Origin of the sequence: Kitasatospora sp. NPDC094015 (assembly GCF_040304075.1) — a bacterium.
Classification (GTDB): domain Bacteria; phylum Actinomycetota; class Actinomycetes; order Streptomycetales; family Streptomycetaceae; genus Kitasatospora.
In genome coordinates, this window is record NZ_JBEOUL010000001.1 from 290,967 (window position 1) to 306,341 (window position 15,375).

At 74.1% G+C, this 15,375-nt stretch carries 14 protein-coding genes; 4 read left to right on the forward strand and 10 right to left on the reverse strand.

What is annotated here, in order from left to right; genetic code table 11:
• The first annotated feature begins 315 nt into the window (after positions 1-315).
• Entirely contained in the window at positions 316-2,364 is a 2,049-nt protein-coding gene (locus tag ABT014_RS01320) for a glycosyl hydrolase family 18 protein (RefSeq protein ID WP_350635533.1), read from the forward strand.
• Positions 2,365-2,421: 57 nt separating this feature from the next.
• Here the strand turns inward: ABT014_RS01320 and ABT014_RS01325 are convergent, their stop codons facing one another.
• The gene (locus ABT014_RS01325) at positions 2,422-3,714 is read right to left on the reverse strand and encodes a multidrug effflux MFS transporter (protein WP_350635535.1); all 1,293 of its coding nucleotides are present in this window, start codon (positions 3,712-3,714) and stop codon (positions 2,422-2,424) included.
• A gap of 142 nt (positions 3,715-3,856) precedes the next feature.
• Positions 3,857-5,038, reverse strand: a complete 1,182-nt coding sequence (locus tag ABT014_RS01330; RefSeq protein WP_350635537.1) for an acyl-CoA dehydrogenase family protein — start codon at positions 5,036-5,038, stop codon at positions 3,857-3,859.
• Positions 5,039-5,160: 122 nt separating this feature from the next.
• On the opposite strand from ABT014_RS01330, the gene ABT014_RS01335 reads away from it, so the two are divergent.
• The gene (locus tag ABT014_RS01335) at positions 5,161-5,745 is read left to right on the forward strand and encodes a GNAT family N-acetyltransferase (RefSeq protein ID WP_350635539.1); all 585 of its coding nucleotides are present in this window, start codon (positions 5,161-5,163) and stop codon (positions 5,743-5,745) included.
• A gap of 23 nt (positions 5,746-5,768) precedes the next feature.
• Here the strand turns inward: ABT014_RS01335 and ABT014_RS01340 are convergent, their stop codons facing one another.
• Both ABT014_RS01340 and ABT014_RS01345 read right to left on the reverse strand, forming a co-directional pair.
• Positions 5,769-6,101, reverse strand: a complete 333-nt coding sequence (locus tag ABT014_RS01340; protein ID WP_350635541.1) for a DUF6204 family protein — start codon at positions 6,099-6,101, stop codon at positions 5,769-5,771.
• Complete coding sequence (locus tag ABT014_RS01345; RefSeq protein WP_350635542.1) at positions 6,094-6,831, reverse strand: TetR/AcrR family transcriptional regulator C-terminal domain-containing protein; 738 nt, start codon at positions 6,829-6,831, stop codon at positions 6,094-6,096. The genes ABT014_RS01340 and ABT014_RS01345 overlap by 8 nt, the downstream gene beginning before the upstream one ends.
• Before the next feature lie 103 nt (positions 6,832-6,934).
• Here ABT014_RS01345 and ABT014_RS01350 point away from each other — a divergent pair, with 103 nt between their 5' ends.
• Positions 6,935-8,392 (forward strand): MFS transporter, encoded by a 1,458-nt coding sequence (locus tag ABT014_RS01350; RefSeq protein WP_350635544.1) that lies wholly within the window; start codon positions 6,935-6,937, stop codon positions 8,390-8,392.
• Positions 8,393-8,420: 28 nt separating this feature from the next.
• On the opposite strand, the gene ABT014_RS01355 is transcribed toward ABT014_RS01350, so the two are convergent.
• Together ABT014_RS01355 and ABT014_RS01360 are read right to left on the reverse strand one after the other, a co-directional pair.
• The gene (locus ABT014_RS01355) at positions 8,421-10,220 is read right to left on the reverse strand and encodes a cholesterol oxidase substrate-binding domain-containing protein (protein ID WP_350635546.1); all 1,800 of its coding nucleotides are present in this window, start codon (positions 10,218-10,220) and stop codon (positions 8,421-8,423) included.
• A 187-nt stretch (positions 10,221-10,407) separates the two neighbouring features.
• Positions 10,408-10,821 (reverse strand): hypothetical protein, encoded by a 414-nt coding sequence (locus tag ABT014_RS01360; RefSeq protein ID WP_350635548.1) that lies wholly within the window; start codon positions 10,819-10,821, stop codon positions 10,408-10,410.
• 159 nt (positions 10,822-10,980) lie between these two features.
• On the opposite strand from ABT014_RS01360, the gene ABT014_RS01365 reads away from it, so the two are divergent.
• Entirely contained in the window at positions 10,981-12,375 is a 1,395-nt protein-coding gene (locus ABT014_RS01365; RefSeq protein ID WP_350635549.1) for a class II fumarate hydratase, read from the forward strand.
• A gap of 73 nt (positions 12,376-12,448) precedes the next feature.
• On the opposite strand, the gene ABT014_RS01370 is transcribed toward ABT014_RS01365, so the two are convergent.
• The 4 genes from ABT014_RS01370 to ABT014_RS01385 all read right to left on the reverse strand — a co-directional run bounded on the left by ABT014_RS01370 (position 12,449) and on the right by ABT014_RS01385 (position 15,340).
• Positions 12,449-12,895 (reverse strand): SPW repeat protein, encoded by a 447-nt coding sequence (locus tag ABT014_RS01370; RefSeq protein WP_350635551.1) that lies wholly within the window; start codon positions 12,893-12,895, stop codon positions 12,449-12,451.
• Positions 12,896-12,990: 95 nt separating this feature from the next.
• Positions 12,991-14,025, reverse strand: coding sequence for a DNA glycosylase AlkZ-like family protein (locus ABT014_RS01375; RefSeq protein ID WP_350635553.1), 1,035 nt, complete (start codon positions 14,023-14,025; stop codon positions 12,991-12,993).
• Positions 14,026-14,060: 35 nt separating this feature from the next.
• The gene (locus ABT014_RS01380) at positions 14,061-14,996 is read right to left on the reverse strand and encodes a hypothetical protein (RefSeq protein WP_350635555.1); all 936 of its coding nucleotides are present in this window, start codon (positions 14,994-14,996) and stop codon (positions 14,061-14,063) included.
• Complete coding sequence (locus ABT014_RS01385; protein WP_350635556.1) at positions 14,993-15,340, reverse strand: PadR family transcriptional regulator; 348 nt, start codon at positions 15,338-15,340, stop codon at positions 14,993-14,995. The genes ABT014_RS01380 and ABT014_RS01385 overlap by 4 nt, the downstream gene beginning before the upstream one ends.
• Positions 15,341-15,375: the final 35 nt, after the last annotated feature.

The window sequence follows — 15,375 nt, forward strand, 5'->3', positions numbered from 1 at the left end:
GCCGGACACCCCACGGTGTCCGGCCCGTTGCCGTGCCCGGCGGCGGTCGGCACGAACGGCCTTCTCCGACCCGGGAGTTCCCACCAGGGAAGGTACGGTGACGAACAGTTAGGGCTCTTGACAGACGACTGGTCTAGTCCAAACATAGGCGTTGGTCTTCCGACCGGGACGCATCGTGGGGGTGTGACCACCGGCCGGCTGTGCTGTCGTGCACCGCCGCACCACCCCTGCTGCGAACCGCCGCCCGCCGCGGCGGACCACCGCCGCGCCCAGGTCCGGGCCGGCGGGCCATCCCTCCTGTCCGTTGGAGCATCGATGCGCCTGTACAGATCGATCCAGGCCCTGCTGACCACCTGTGCCACCGTGGCCGCCTCGGCCGGCCTGCTGGCCCTGGGCGGGGGCACCGCACACGCGGCGACCCCGCTGCCGCAGCACGTCTTCGCCCCGTACTTCGAGGCCTGGACCGGCGACAACCCGGCCACCCTGGCGGCCCAGTCCGGTGCCAAGCACCTGACCATGGCCTTCCTGCAGACCGCCAGCAAGGGCTCCTGCACCCCGCTGTGGAACGGCGACACCGGGATGCCGGTCTCCTCGTCCGTGTTCGGCAGCGAGATCGCCACGATCCGGGCCAACGGCGGGGACGTCATCCCGTCCTTCGGCGGCTACACCGCCGACAACACCGGCACCGAGCTCGCCGACAGCTGCACCGATGTCAACGCGATCGCCGCCGCCTTCGAGAAGGTCGTCACCACCTACGACGTCAGCCGGATCGACCTCGACATCGAGGACAACTCGCTGACCAACACGGCCGGGATCGACCGCCGCAACAAGGCGATCAAGCTGGTCCAGGACTGGGCCGCGGCCAACGGGCGCTCGGTGCAGTTCTCCTACACCCTGCCGACCACCACCAGCGGGCTCGCCGCCAGCGGACTGGCCGTGCTGAAGAACGCCGTGCAGAACAACGCACGGATCGACGTGGTCAACCAGATGACCTTCGACTACTACGACAACGCCTCGCACACCATGGGCGAGGACACCAAGACCGCCACCACCGGGCTCTACAACCAGCTGGCGAAGCTCTACCCGACCAAGACCCCGGCGCAGCTGTGGGGCTCGATCGGCATCATCGAGATGATCGGGATCGACGACTTCGGCCCGGCCGAGACCTTCACCCTGGCGGACGCCACCAACGTCTACAACTGGGCCGTCGCCAAGGGCGTCAACACCCTGTCGTTCTGGGCGCTCCAGCGTGACAACGGCGGCTGCGTCGGCACCGCGGGCTCCGACAGCTGCTCCGGCATCAGCCAGGGCACCTGGGACTTCTCGCACATCTTCGCGCCGTTCACCGGCGGCGGTCAGACGGCGAACGACTTCTCGGTGGGCCTGGCGCCCACCAGCGGCGCGGTGAACCCCGGCGGCTCGGCCTCCGCGACGCTCAGCACCGCCGTCACCGCCGGCTCCGCCCAGACCCTCAACCTCGCCGTCACCGGCGCCCCCGCCGGCGTCACCGCGAGCCTGAGCGCCTCCACCGTCACCACCGGAACCGGCGCCACCCTCAACATCACCACCACCGCGGCCGCCACCCCCGGCAGCTACCCGCTCACCGTCACCGCCACCGCCCCCAGCGGCACCCACACCGCCACCTACACCCTCACGGTCAACGGGCAGGTGGCGAACGACTTCTCGGTGAGCCTGGCGCCCACCAGCGGCGCGGTGAACCCCGGCGGCTCGGCCTCCGCGACGCTCAGCACCGCCGTCACCGCCGGCTCCGCCCAGACCCTCAACCTCGCCGTCACCGGCGCCCCCGCCGGCGTCACCGCGAGCCTGAGCGCCTCCACCGTCACCACCGGAACCGGCGCCACCCTGAACATCACCACCACCGCGGCCGCCACCCCCGGCAGCTACCCGCTCACCGTCACCGCCACCGCCCCCAGCGGCACCCACACCGCCACCTACACCCTCACGGTCAACGCCACCGGCGGCACCGGGCTGGTCAACGGCGGTCTGGAGAGCGGCTCGCTGAGCCCGTGGACCTGCCAGAGCGGCGGCTCCGTGGTCAGCACCCCGGTGCACTCCGGCGGCAAGGCCCTCCAGGCGGCGGCCACCGCGAGCCAGACCGGCGAGTGCGGCCAGAGCGTCACGCTGGCGCCGAACACCAAGTACACGCTGAGCGCCTGGGTGCAGGGCAGCTACGCGTTCCTCGGGGTGAGCGGCGGCGCCACCGCCAGCACCTGGACCTCCAGCACCGGCTGGACCAAGCTGAGCGTGCCCTTCACCACCGGCGCCTCCGGCACCGTGACCGTGTACCTGCACGGCTGGTTCGGCCAGGGCAGCGTCTACGGGGACGACTTCACCGTCTCCTGACCCGTCCGACCCCGGCGGCCCGCACCCGAACCCCGGGTGCGGGCCGCCGGGCCCGTGCTACGCCTTGACCAGGCGGTCCTCGACCGGGTCCGGCACCCGGGCCCAGGGGCGGCAGAGCAGCAGGTAGGCGGTCGTGGCCAGCAGGGCGCAGCTGAGCACGACGACGCCCAGCGCCACCGCCGAGGGCTGCCCGCCGGCGCTGCTCAGGGGGGCGACCACCGCGCCGCACAGGAAGGTGCTGGTGCCGAGCAGGGCCGAGGCGGAGCCGGCCGCGTGCGGGGCCATGGTGAGCGCGCCGGCCGAGGAGTTCGGCAGGATCAGGCCCTGGCCGGCCATCAGCAGGAACAGCGCGGGCCACACGCCGGCGAGGCCGACGTCCAGGACGGCGGTGAAGACGATCAGTGCCGCGCCGGCGAGCGCGGCCATGCCCAGGCCGACGAGCATCAGCGCGGACTGGGTGAACCGCCCGGCCAGCACCCGGCCGTTGAGCTGGGTGAAGGCGACCACGCCGACCGAGTTGGTGGCGAAGATCAGGCTGTAGGTCTGCGGGGAGACGTGGTAGACGCCCTGCAGCACCACCGAGGAGCCACCGACGTAGGCGAACAGCGCGCCGAAGCCGAAGGTGCTGGTGAGCACGTAGCCCAGGAACGGCCGGTCGCGCAGCAGTCCGCCGATGGCGCGGAAGGTGGAGGCCACGCCGCCCGCGTGGCGGCGTTCGGGCGGCAGCGTCTCGCGCAGCACGAGCAGCGCGCCGAGGGTGAGCAGGCCGCCGAGCACCGAGAGCGCGACGAAGGTGCCGCGCCAGGAGGTGAACCGCAGCAGCTGGCCGCCGAGCACCGGGGCGAGGATCGGGGCCAGGCCGGAGATCACGCCGAGCGAGGCGAGGAAGCGGATCATCGCCACGCCCTCGTAGCGGTCCCGGGCGATCGCCCGGGAGATCACCAGCCCCGCCGAGCCGGCCAGGCCCTGGACCAGCCGGGCGCCGATCAGCACCTCCATGGTCGGTGCGAGCGCGCAGAGCACGGTGGCGGCGGTGTACACGGCCAGCCCGACCACCAGCGGGCGCAGCCGGCCGAGCCGGTCGCTCAGCGGGCCGAACAGCAGCTGGCCGAGCGAGAGCCCGATCAGCGAGGCGGTGAGGGTGAGCTGGGCGGCCGGGACGGTGGAGTGCAGGTCCGACCGCAGGGCCGGCAGCGCCGGCATGTAGAGGTCGAGGGTGAGTGGCCCGAGCGCGACCAGGCCGCCGAGGACGACCACGGTGGTCGGCCTAGGCGGCGCGCTGGTCGCCGGTATGCCGGCGGGGTCGGTCGTCGAGCGGTCTCCGTCGGCATCGACGGACGGGGCGGCCATGGGGCTCCTTCGCGTGGCGGTCACGCACCGTCCTATCGCACCCGGAGCATCCCGCGAAAGCCGGGCCCCTCGATCGTGGGCACCGCTGGGTCAGTCGGCGGTGCAGCGCATCCCGCCGGGCGGCCCGCCGGGGCGGGCCGGGTCAGCGGTAGGCCGCCTCCCCGGTGATCGCCTCGCCGAGGACCAGGGTGTGGATCTCCGAGGTGCCCTCGTAGGTCAGCACCGACTCCAGGTTGTTGGCGTGCCGCAGCGGCGAGTACGCGGTAGTGACCCCGTTGGCGCCGAGGACGGTCCGGGCCGAGCGGGCGATCTCCAGCGCGGTGCGGACGTTGTTGAGCTTGCCGAAGCTGACGTGCGCGGGCAGGCTGCGCCCGGCGTCCTTGAGCCGGCCGATCCGGACGGCCACCAGGTAGGCCTTCTCGACCTCCAGCATCATCTCGACCAGCTTCTGCTGGGTGAGCTGGAAGCCGGCGATCGGGCGGTCGAACTGGATCCTGGTGCGGGCGTAGTCCAGCGCCGCGGTGTAGCAGTCGCGGGCCGCGCCGACGGTGCCCCAGAGGATGCCGTAGCGGGCCTCGTTGAGCGAGGAGAGCGGGCCGCGCAGGCCTCGCACGCCCGGCAGCACGGCGTCGGCGGGCAGCACCACCTCGTCGAAGGACAGCTCGCTGGTGACCGAGGCGCGCAGCGAGAGCTTGCCGTGCACGTCGGTCGCGGTGAAGCCGGCGGCCCCGCGCGGGACCAGGAAGCCGCGCACGCCGTCCTCGGTCTGCGCCCAGACCACGGCGACGTCGGAGACCGAGCCGTTGGTGATCCACATCTTGGTGCCGGACAGCACCCAGTCGCTCCCCCGGCGGCGGGCCCGGGTGCGCATGTTGGCCGGGTCGGAGCCGAAGTCCGGTTCGGTCAGGCCGAAGCAGCCGATCGCCCGGCCGGCGGCCAGCTCGGGCAGCCACTGCTGCTTCTGCTCCTCGGAGCCGAAGGCGTGGATGGAGCGCATCGCGAGCGAGCCCTGCACCGAGACGAAGCTGCGCAGGCCGGAGTCGGCCGCCTCCAGCTCCATGCAGGCCACGCCGTACTCGGTGGCGGTGGAGCCGGCGCAGCCGTAGCCGTCCAGGTGCATCCCCAGTACGCCCAACTTGCCGATCTCCGGTGCGAGTTCGCGGACCGGGAAGGTGCCGCGCTCGAACCAGTCACCGATCTCGGGGCGGATCCGGTCCTCGGTGAACCGGCGCACGGTGTCCCGGATCAGGCGCTCCTCGTCGGTGAGCAGCTCGCCGACGGCGAGCAGGTCGGCCGGGTCGAGGCGGTCGGGGGTGGTGGCCATGGCGGTCTCCTCGGACGGTGACGGCGCGGCGGGGGTGGGGCCGCGGCGACGAGTATCCCGCGCCACCGGTACCGGCCGGTACGAGATGATGCCCACAGTCGACCCGAGGATCGGAGCCCGCCATGCCCGCGATGCCCGCCGCATCTTCCGCACCCGACCTGCCCGGTGCGCCCGGCCCCGGCGCGCCCGGTGCCGTGATCGGCCGGCTCGGCGCCGCGGAGCTGGCGGCCGCCGCCGGGCAGCTCGGCGGGTTGCTGGTCGACGCGGTGGCGGACGGCTCCTCGGTGGGCTTCCTGGACCCGCTCGACCCGGATGCGGCGGCCGGCTGGTGGCGGTCCCTGGCGGCGGGGGTCGACGACGGTTCGATCGTGCTCTGGGCCGCGCGGGACGGCGAACGGCTGCTCGGCACCGTCCAGTTGCGGCTGAACACGATGCCGAACAGCCGGCACCGGGCCGAGCTGGCCAAGCTGATCGTGCACAGCGACGCCCGCGGCCGGGGCCTGGGCCGGGAGTTGCTCCGGCACGCCGAACAGGAGGCACCCGCGCTCGGGGTCGGCCTGCTGCTGCTGGACACGCAGAGCGGGAGCCCGGCCGAGCGGCTGTACGCCTCGGCGGGCTGGACCCGGCTGGGCAGCGTGCCGGACTACGCGGCCGACCCGGCCGGGGTGCTGCACCCGACCACGTTCTTCCACAAGTCCCTGGCCTGAGCCGGCCGAAAGGGCCGGGCCGGTCAGCGCCGGGGCCGCCGGATCTTCATGTCGTCCACGCTGGTGGCGCCGGCGCGCAGCGGCCCGTGGCCGACCCCGCGGCCGGCCAGGGTGGCGGCCGCCCGGTCGCAGGCGGTGGCGCCGGCCGCGTCCTCACCGGCGTCGGCGTCCTGCCGCACCACGCAGCGGTAGGTGAAGGTGCGCAGCGCGCGGTCGTAGATGAGGGTGCCCTCCTCGGTGAACGCGGCGGTGAGGATGTCGTGCTGGTCGGCGGTGGCCAGCAGCGCGGCGCGGCGCTCCTCGTCGAGGTCGGCGAAGACGCCGCGGACGATGACCCGGTAGGTGCGCTCACTCATGGGTGGTGTTCCTGTCGTCGGTGGTGGTGCCGGTCGGGGGCAGCAGGACGGCCAGGCCGTCCAGGAGGCGTTCGAGCCCGAAGCTGAAGCGCTGGTCCATGGTCGGTTCGGTGATCTCCCCGGCGAGCGCGACCAGGTGCGGGAACTGGGCCGGGGGCAGCGCGCGCAGCTGGTCCCCCACCGCCGTGGCGGCGGCCAGCCGGCCGGCGCCCATCGCCTCGGCGGCCGAGAGCGGCGCCTGCTCCTGGAGCACGAAGCCCTGGACGTAGACGCCGAGCAGGTGGTTGGCCAGCGCGGCGTCGGCGGGCGAGAAGCCGGCGGCGCGCAGGCGCCCGAGGTGGTCCTCCATCAGCCGCAGGATGTGCGGGCCCGGTGCCAGCCGGCCGGCCGCGACCTTGGCCGCGTCCCGCTTGCCGAGCAGGTACTGCCGGTGGAGCTCGCCGAAGCTGCGTAGCTGCTCGCGCCAGGGGCCCTCGCGGGGCGGCGGTACGGCGTCCGCCATCTGCGCGTCGGAGAGCAGATCGAGCAGCTCCTCCTTGTTGCGCACGTGCCAGTACAGCGAGGCCGCCTTCACGCCGAGGTCGGCGGCGACCTTGCGCATCGAGAGGCCGTCGATGCCGTCGCGCTCCAGCACCCGCAGGGCGGCCAGCGCGATCGACTCCCGGGTCAGCCCCGGCTGCGGGGCGCCACCGCCACGGCGGTCGTCCGCCCCCGTCGCTTCCTCGGTCACCGGGCCACTCCTCGGTCGGGCGGGAGAATCCCGCTTGCCATCTAACGCTGTTAGGGGCAATCTAACCACGTCGTACCGACCACTAACACCGTTAGGGAGAGTGATGGAGGAGTGGACCTCCCGGCGCAAGAGGCTGGTACTCGCCACCCTGTGCGCCACCATGTTCATGGCGATGCTCGACAACGTCATCGTCAACAACGCCCTGCCCCGGATCGGCCGGGACCTGCACGCCGGGGTTGACGGGCTCCAGTGGGTGGCCGAGGGCTACAGCCTGGTCTACGCCGCCCTGCTGCTCACCGGCGGCACGCTCGGTGACCGGTACGGCCGCCGGCGGGTGTTCCTGATCGGGCTGGCGCTGTTCACCGCGGGCTCGGCGGCGGCCGGGCTGTCCTGGTCGACCGCGACCCTGGTCGGTGCGCGGATGGTGCAGGGCGTCGGCGCCGCACTGCTCACCCCGGGCAGCCTGTCGATCCTGCGGCACGTCTACACCGACGAGCGCGAGCGCGCCCGGGCGGTCGGCGTGTGGTCCGCCGTCTCGGGCCTCGGCCTCGCGGTCGGACCGGTGCTCGGCGGCCCGGTGGTGGAGGCGTTCGGCTGGTCCGGCGTGTTCTGGATCAACGTCCCGATCGGCCTGGCCTGCCTGCTGCTCGCGGCCCGCACGCTCCCGGAGTTCTCCAACGGCGTGCCGCGGCTCGACCTGCCCGGCCAGCTGCTCTCGGCGCTCGGCCTGGCCGCCCTGGTCTACGCGCTGATCGAAGGCCCCGGCCACGGCTGGACCGACCGTACGGTGCTCGGCTGCCTGGCGGCGGCCGCCCTCCTGCTGCCCGCCTTCCTGCTGGTGGAACGGCGCACCAGGACACCCATGTTCGACCTGCGCCTGTTCCGGGACCGGCTGCTGTCCGGCGCCGTGCTGAGCGGCTTCATGGTGAGCTTCGGGATGTTCGGCGCGGTGTTCTTCCTACCGCTGCTGATGCAGGACGTGATGGGCTGGGCCCCTGCCGACGCCGGCCTCGCGGGGCTGCCGAGCACCGTCATGATCGTGGCCGCCGCGCCGGTGGCGGGCTCCCTCACCGCCCGGTACGGCCCCCGCCCGCCCCTGGTCACCGGACTGGCGCTGTGCGCGCTCGCCCTCGCCGGCCTGTCCCTCTACGGCGAGGGCGCCCGCTACCCGCAGTACTTCTGGGTGCTGCTGGTGATGGGCTTCGGCATGGGGCTGACCTTCGCGCCGGTGTCGATCACCGTGATGCGGCAGGTCGAACCGGCCCGCGCCGGGATGGCGTCCGCGACCGTCAACACGCTGCGCGAGCTGGGCGGGGTGATCGGCGTGGTCGTCCTGGGCGCGATCCTGGCCACCCGGCTCCCCGACGGCTCGACCGGCCCCGGCGCCGACGGCCCGGCCTTCGTGGCCGGGCTGCACCTCGCCCTGCGCTGCGGCAGCGCGGCGCTGGCCGCCACCGCCGTCGTGGCCGCGGTCCTGCTCCGCCCGCACCGGCCCCGCGTGCCGTCGCCGGCGGGCGGGGCGGCTCCGGCACCCCGGCCGGTCGGTGCCCGGGTGCCGTGAGGCCGCCGCCGGCCCGCGCGGCGCCGGCTCAGCGCAGCAGGCGGTCCAGGAAGGCGTTGGAGAACACCCGGTCCGGGTCGTGCCGGTCGAGCACCGCGACCGCCTCGGCCCAGCCGCCCGCCTCGCCGAGCGAGGCGGGCACGGCGCGCCCCAGCACGTCCGGGTCGGCCCAGGCCTCGGTGTCGGTGTAGCCCCAGCCCTTGGACCACTCCACCCGCAGCCCGGCCCGGGTGCCGTCGAAGGTGCGCAGCAGGTACTGCTCCAGCTCCCGGCAGAACCGCTGCATCCCCGGCGTGCCGGGCAGGGTCAGGACGTCGAGCCACACCGCCGTGTCCCACTCCGGCCGGTCGGTGCGCGGCCGCAGCGCGGACAGCAGCGGCGCCCGCGCCCCGGCCACCCCGACCGGGGCCGGGTCGTCGAGGCCGGTGACCCGGATCTCCACCCCGCCGTTGACCGGGAACTCGCCGCGCGCCTGGTACCGCCCGAGCAGCGCGCGGTAGTACGCGGCGAACTCGCCGACCACCCACTGGAGATCGGCCCGCCGGGCGAGCACCGCGTACCCGTTGGCGGTGACCCGCAGGGTGCTCGGGCGGACGTACTGCAGCAGCGTGCGGGAGGGGCCCCACAGGTCGGAGCGCAGGCCGTCGGCCAGCAGGTGGACCAGGGCGTCCCCGCTCAGCAGGTCGCGCAGCAGTCCGCCGCCGAGCAGCAGGTCGGTGAGGTCGCCGGTCAGCCCGATCTTCGTCACCAGGTACTGGAGCTGCCCGAACAGCGGCGCCGAGCCCCACGCCCCGGCCAGGATCTCCCCGGCCAGCCGGGCGACCGGCTCGGGGATCCGGTCGGAGAAGGGGTAGTTGTACGGTTCGCGCACCTCGCGGGCGGCGACCGGGCGGGCCGGGGCCGCGCTCCACACCTTCACCCAGGGCTGCTCGGTGAAGGCGTACCAGATCACCTCGACCCGGCCGGAGCCGTCGACCAGGCTCGCCAGGCTGCGGCCGCCGGCGCCGGGCGGGGCGAGCAGTTCGGCGGCCGGGATGTCCGTGCGGCTGAGGCAGCGCAGCCGCTGGTCCGGGCCGACCCGCAGTTCGACCTCGGTCAGGAAGGCCCGGCCGAGGTGGACCAGGAAGGCCGCCGCGTCCGGCTCGGACCGGTCGAAGGTGCGCAGCACGTACCGGTCGCTCCCCGGGTCCAGGACCACGGCGGTGAACCGGACGACCTGGTTGCTGACGGTGCCGTAGCCGTGCCCGGGCAGCGGCTGCCCGGCGGCCGGCGGGACGGCGGTGCCGTGGCCGCCGATGGCGAGCACGCCGCCGACGGTCAGCTCGCCGGGCGCCGGGCAGGCCGCCACCCCGAGGCCGCGGTCGGCGAGGAAGGCGAGCAGCGCCTCCATGTCGGCGCCGGTCTGGGCACGGACGGTGGAGCCGTCGACCAGGGTGAGCGCGGTGAGGTGCCGGGTGGTGTCGACCAGCAGGACCTGGGCGGCGGCGGGGAGGCCGGGCGGGACGGTGAGCGGTGCCCAGGTGTGCCGGTGGCCCTGGGCGCGCAGCCGCCAGCCGTGGGCGCGGGCCCAGTCGGCGAGCCGGGCCACCTGCTCGGGCGAGTCGGGGGCGCAGGTCCACAGCTGGTCGGCGTGGATCTCACCGGACCAGTTGCGGTACTCGGCCCGGTACGGGCCCACCCCGGCGGGCAGGTCGGGCGGGAGCGGGACCTCGGCGCTCGCGCTCTCCGGCCCGAGGACGCCGTTGAACAGCCAGCCGGCCACCCCGAGGGCGGCGGCGCCCGCCACCAGTTCCCGCCTGCTCAGCCCTGTGTCCTGTGCACGTGCCACCGTTGCCCGCCCCGTCCCGGCTCGTCGTCCGGATCGGCGTCCGGCTCGTCCCGCGTGGTCCCGGTCGACCCGGGCCGTCGGTGTCCGGCTGGTGCGCCGGATCCGGGCCGAGGTTAGGCAGCGGCGGGGCGGAGCCGTCCGCAGGCGCACAGATCTTCATCCGTTCGAGTGAAGAATCGACGGACGGTCAGCGGGCGGCCCGGAAAGCTGCATCGGCGAAGTTGTCCCAGTGGCCGGCCGTGGCGGGCGGCAGGCAGATCCAGTCCTTCATCGGCCGGCCGCCGGCCGGGTCGAAGAGGTGCGCGCCCGGCAGGTGCATCGCCTCGGCGAAGGCCGGGGTGTCGCGGCCCAGCCGGCAGACCAGCTCGCCGGTGTGCAGGCCGAGGAAGGCCTTGCCGTCCGGGTCCTTCAGGCACGGCATGCCGAACATCTGGGCGCGGACGGCACCGTGGGGCGCGAGGTCGGCCGCGATCTCGTCGTAGCGCAGCGCCGGATCAGGGGCCGGGGCCGGATCAGGGGCGGGGACCGGATCGGGGGCGCGGGCCGGTTCCGGTCCGTCGGCCGGTTCCGGCAGGTCGGTCAGTTCCGGTGTGTCGGTCACCCCGCCATCCTCCCGCACCGCGACGCTGGCCGGGGGTTGCCCCGCCGACCGGTACGACCGGCGTGCCACCGCCGGTGGCGTCCGGTGGCGGACAGCACCCCCGGGAACGGAAATAATGCGGCCGCCCGCGCGGCTCGGCAGAGCAGGAGGTGTCGCACGATGGGTGCAGAGGACAGGTTCAGGGTCGAGCACGACTCGATGGGCGAGGTACGGGTGCCGGCGGACGCCAAGTGGCAGGCGCAGACCCAGCGGGCGGTGGAGAACTTCCCGGTCTCCGGCCACCGGCTGGAGCGCGCGCACATCGCCGCGCTGGCCAGGATCAAGGCCGCCGCCGCCCGGGTCAACGCCGAACTGGGCGTGCTGGACGCCGAGACGGCGGGGGCGATCGAGCAGGCCGCGTACGAGGTGGCGGAGGGGCACTGGGACGCGGAGTTCCCGGTGGACGTGTTCCAGACCGGCTCGGGCACCTCGTCCAACATGAACGCCAACGAGGTGATCGCCACCCTGGCCGGCGAGCGCCTGGGCCGGCCGGTGCACCCCAACGACCAGGTCAACGCCAGCCAGTCGTCCAACGACGTGTTCCCGTCCTCGATCCACATCGCCGCCGCCGCGGCCGTGACCGGGGAGCTGGTCCCGGCCCTGGAGCACCTGGCCGCGGCACTGGAACGGCGCTCCGCCGAGTTCGCCGACGTGGTCAAGGCGGGCCGCACGCACCTGATGGACGCCACCCCGGTCACCCTCGGCCAGGAGTTCGGCGGCTACGCCGCACAGGTCCGGTACGGGGTCGAGCGGCTGACCGCGACCCTCCCCCGGGTCGCCGAACTCCCGCTCGGCGGCACCGCGGTCGGCACCGGGATCAACACCCCGCCGGGGTTCTCCGCGGCCGTGATCGCCGAACTCGCCCGCACCACCGGGCTGCCGCTGACCGAGGCCCGCAACCACTTCGAGGCGCAGGGCGCCCGGGACGGCCTGGTCGAGCTGAGCGGCCAGCTGCGCACCGTCGCGGTCGGGTTCACCAAGATCGCGAACGATCTGCGCTGGATGGGCTCCGGCCCGCGCACCGGCCTCGGCGAGATCAACCTGCCCGACCTCCAGCCCGGTTCCTCGATCATGCCGGGCAAGGTCAACCCGGTGCTGCCCGAGGTGGTGCTGATGGTGGCCGCCCAGGTGATCGGCAACGACACCACCGTCACGGTGGCCGGCGCGAGCGGCAACTTCGAACTCAACGTGATGCTGCCGGTGATCGCCCGCAACCTGCTGGAGTCGGTCCGGCTGCTGGCGAGCAGCGCACGGCTGCTGGCCGACCGCACGGTGGACGGCATCACCGCCAACGCCGAGCGGGCCCGCGAGTACGCCGAGTCCTCGCCCTCGGTGGTCACCCCGCTCAACCGCTACCTCGGCTACGAGGAGGCCGCCAGGATCGCCAAGCAGGCACTGGCGGAACGCAAGACGATCCGGCAGGTGGTGCTGGAGCGCGGGCACGTCACCGACGGCACGCTGACCGAGGAGGAGCTGGACCGGGCGCTGGACGTGCTGCGGATGACCCGCCCCTGACGGCGGCCGGCGCCCCGGACATGACCGCGGCCGGTGCGACGCCCCGTGGCGCGCACCGGCCGGGTGCTCTCTCTCAGCTGCCGCCGCTGCTGCGGCGCATCGGGGATCCGGCCATGGAGATCGCTCCCACCGACAGGCAGATCATCAGTCCGCCCACCACCAGGTTGGTCAGGATCGTCCGGAACACGGCTTCACTGCCCACCGTCCACCACGGCGCGAGGCAGGTCCACGCGCCGATCGCGAGGCAGGCCCACGCCCGCGCGTGGGTCCGCTCGTAGGCGGAACCGTAGCCCGCCATCAGGACGGTGAAGGCCAACCCGAGAACCAGGTTGCTGATGGTCAGCGCGGTGAAGCCGGAGAATCCGACCACCCACGGGGAGATCGCCAGGAAGAGGCCGGTCACCAGGGCCAGTGCCTCGACGCCCTGGGCTCGCGGCGTGGCCGCGGCCCGCTCGTAGTGCTCACGCAGTTCCAGGATGTCCGGGTGGTGCTCCATGCCCATGGGCAACTGGGTCGACACCGGGACCACCTCCTCGCTAGGGGACTTGGCAGGCGCCCTGTAGCTACCCGATCCTGGCCGGATATAACACTTATTCGCCCTTTATGTCCGAATTTTCATGCAGGACCCTCGATCCGCAGCGCCGGCGGCTCGCCGAGGAAGGCCGCGACCGCCTCCGCCTCGGCCTCGACACCCGGGCCGACGGCCGCCGGCAGCGGCTCGAACGGCTCCACCACCAGCGCGCCGCCCGCCCTGCGCCACGTCCCGAGCACCCGCCCGTCGGCCACCAGCACCGGCCGGATCACCCCGCCGCCGGCATTGATCCGCTTCGCCCGCGCCGGGTCCAGCATCAGGTCCCGCGAGCGGTGGCCGAGCAGGTACGTGTCGTACGGGCCGAGCAGCCGCACCAGCGGCGGGCCGGCCGGCGGCGGCTCGGCGCCCGGCAGCACGGACCGCCCGGCCGGCGCCTCCACCGCCCCGGCCGCCTCGAACCCGGCCCGCGCCACGGCCTGGGAGAGCCCGGACCAGGCGGCGAAGTCGGTCGGATCGGCGGGGCCGAACGCCCCCAGGTAGCCGCGCGCCAGGTCCCCCGTGGTGAGCTCGCGGCCCGCCGGCAGCGGCCGGTAGCCGGGTTCGCGCGGCGCGACCTCCGCACCCCGGCAGAGCCTGCCGTGCGCCGCCAGGAAGGCGGTCAGGTGCGCGGGAGCCTGCCCGGTGGGCTCCACCGGGACGCCGTGCTCACGTAGCCGCGTGACCAGCTCCGCCCGGCTCGGCGACGGTTCCAGCAGGCCGTCGACCACGGCCAGCGCCCGGGCGCACAGCTCCTCGGTCAGCCCGAGCTCCCGGCGGCGGCGCGCACCGCCCCTCAGCAGCCGGTCCCGGAACAGCGCCACGAGTCCGGCCGCGTCCTCGGCCGGCACCAGGTGCAGGGTGCCGCGCATCAGCCAGGTGGCGACCACCTCACCGGCGGCGTACGCGGCCTGCGCCGCCGCCGGATCGGCCGCACCCCGGGCCCGCAGCGCCAACCGGACCGCGCCGGCGTCCTGGGCCTGGACGCCGGCGCAGCGCCGGGCGATGTCCGCGACGGCTGACGGCCCGTCGGTGAACTGGTGGTGCATCCGCCACCGGAGCAGCTCGGCTTCGTCGGTCATGCCGCCATCCTGCCGCGCGGGCCGGCCCGCAGGGCTCAGGCCGGTTCGGCGGGCTCGGTGCCCAGCATCCGGCGGATCAGCTGCACCACCCCGCCGACGGCGAAGGCGCCCCCGATCAGGACCGTGAAGCCCACCACCGCCTGCTCGGCGTTGCCGCCCGCCGAGTACTCCAGCAGCCAGGGCACCGCCGCCAGCGCGATGCCCACGCACCGGAGCCGGTCGGGCCGCCGGGCCGAGAGGTGCACCACGAGCAGGGCCGCCACCGCCACGAACAGCCAGAGATCGGCCAGCGACGCAACGATGTACGGCCGCCACTCGGCGATCGGGATCGCCCACACCCAGGTGAGCGTCAGCGCGGTCGTCACGGCGACGGCGACGACCGTCCGGCGCCCGCGCCGCGCGGTGTCCACCAGGTCGGGCGGGGCGAGCAGCACCAGCGCGGCCAGGCCGCCCACCCGGCACAGCTCGCCGAGCGTCCCGTACCCGACCGTGAGGATCAGACCCGAGAACACCAGGTCGAGCGCGACCGCGAGGACGGCCGCCGCCCGGGCGGGTCGCCACCGGCCCGTGGCGGCGCACAGCAGCGCCGTGATCCAGGGGATGAACGCCAGCACGAACACCAGGGTGCCGCGGACGACCTGACCGGGGCGTGCGTGGGTGAAGACGGGGACGAAGTCCCGCATGATCCACAGCAGGTCCGACACGCAGACGCCCGCTCCCAGGGCGAGGGCGATCGGGGCGGCGCCGGCGAGGATGCGGCCGGCGGGGTCGGTGGACGCTATCCCGAGCCGCAGGCGCAGGGCGTGCGAGGCGAGGTCGAGGCGCTCGCGCAACAGCGCACGACCGGTGAGGCCTTCGGTGACCTCGGCGAAGGTCGCGGCGATGTCCTCGCCGTACAGCTCGCGGTAGCGGGCCGGATAGAGGCCGATCAGCCGTCGACCCGCCTGCGGGACGGTGTTCTGCTCGTTCACGCGCTCGCTCCACTCGGACGCAGCCGGGCACCGCCCAGGCGCCGCTCGGCCTCCAGGACCGCCAGCCGCAGCCGCCGGGTCTCCTCGGTCAACAGATCCTTGCCCTGCTCGGTCAACGCGAACGTCCGACGCAACCGCCCACCCACCACTTCCTCACCCTCGACCCGCACCAGACCCTGCTGCAACAACCGGTCCAACGCCGTGTAGAGCGTCCCGGTCCGCAACCGGGTACGACCCTCCGAGATGGCCAGCACCTCCTGGATGATCGCGTAACCGTGCCGCGGAGCATCGGCCAACGCCGTGAGCACGAGCCTGGTCGGCTCCTGTACTTGACGATCCGTCATATTCGTTTCCATCCGCAGATGTTCGACTTGTCCAC

Excerpts from the sequence above, each read along its gene's own strand:
- ABT014_RS01350 (WP_350635544.1), top strand. The coding sequence starts at position 6,935 with ATGGAGGAGTGGACCTCCCGGCGCAAGAGGCTGGTACTCGCCACCCTG.
- ABT014_RS01340 (WP_350635541.1), bottom strand. The coding sequence starts at position 6,101 with ATGAGTGAGCGCACCTACCGGGTCATCGTCCGCGGCGTCTTCGCCGAC.
- ABT014_RS01385 (WP_350635556.1), bottom strand. The coding sequence starts at position 15,340 with ATGACGGATCGTCAAGTACAGGAGCCGACCAGGCTCGTGCTCACGGCG.
- ABT014_RS01330 (WP_350635537.1), bottom strand. The coding sequence starts at position 5,038 with ATGGCCACCACCCCCGACCGCCTCGACCCGGCCGACCTGCTCGCCGTC.
- ABT014_RS01375 (WP_350635553.1), bottom strand. The coding sequence starts at position 14,025 with ATGACCGACGAAGCCGAGCTGCTCCGGTGGCGGATGCACCACCAGTTC.
- ABT014_RS01325 (WP_350635535.1), bottom strand. The coding sequence starts at position 3,714 with ATGGCCGCCCCGTCCGTCGATGCCGACGGAGACCGCTCGACGACCGAC.
- ABT014_RS01365 (WP_350635549.1), top strand. The coding sequence starts at position 10,981 with ATGGGTGCAGAGGACAGGTTCAGGGTCGAGCACGACTCGATGGGCGAG.
- ABT014_RS01320 (WP_350635533.1), top strand. The coding sequence starts at position 316 with ATGCGCCTGTACAGATCGATCCAGGCCCTGCTGACCACCTGTGCCACC.
- ABT014_RS01335 (WP_350635539.1), top strand. The coding sequence starts at position 5,161 with ATGCCCGCGATGCCCGCCGCATCTTCCGCACCCGACCTGCCCGGTGCG.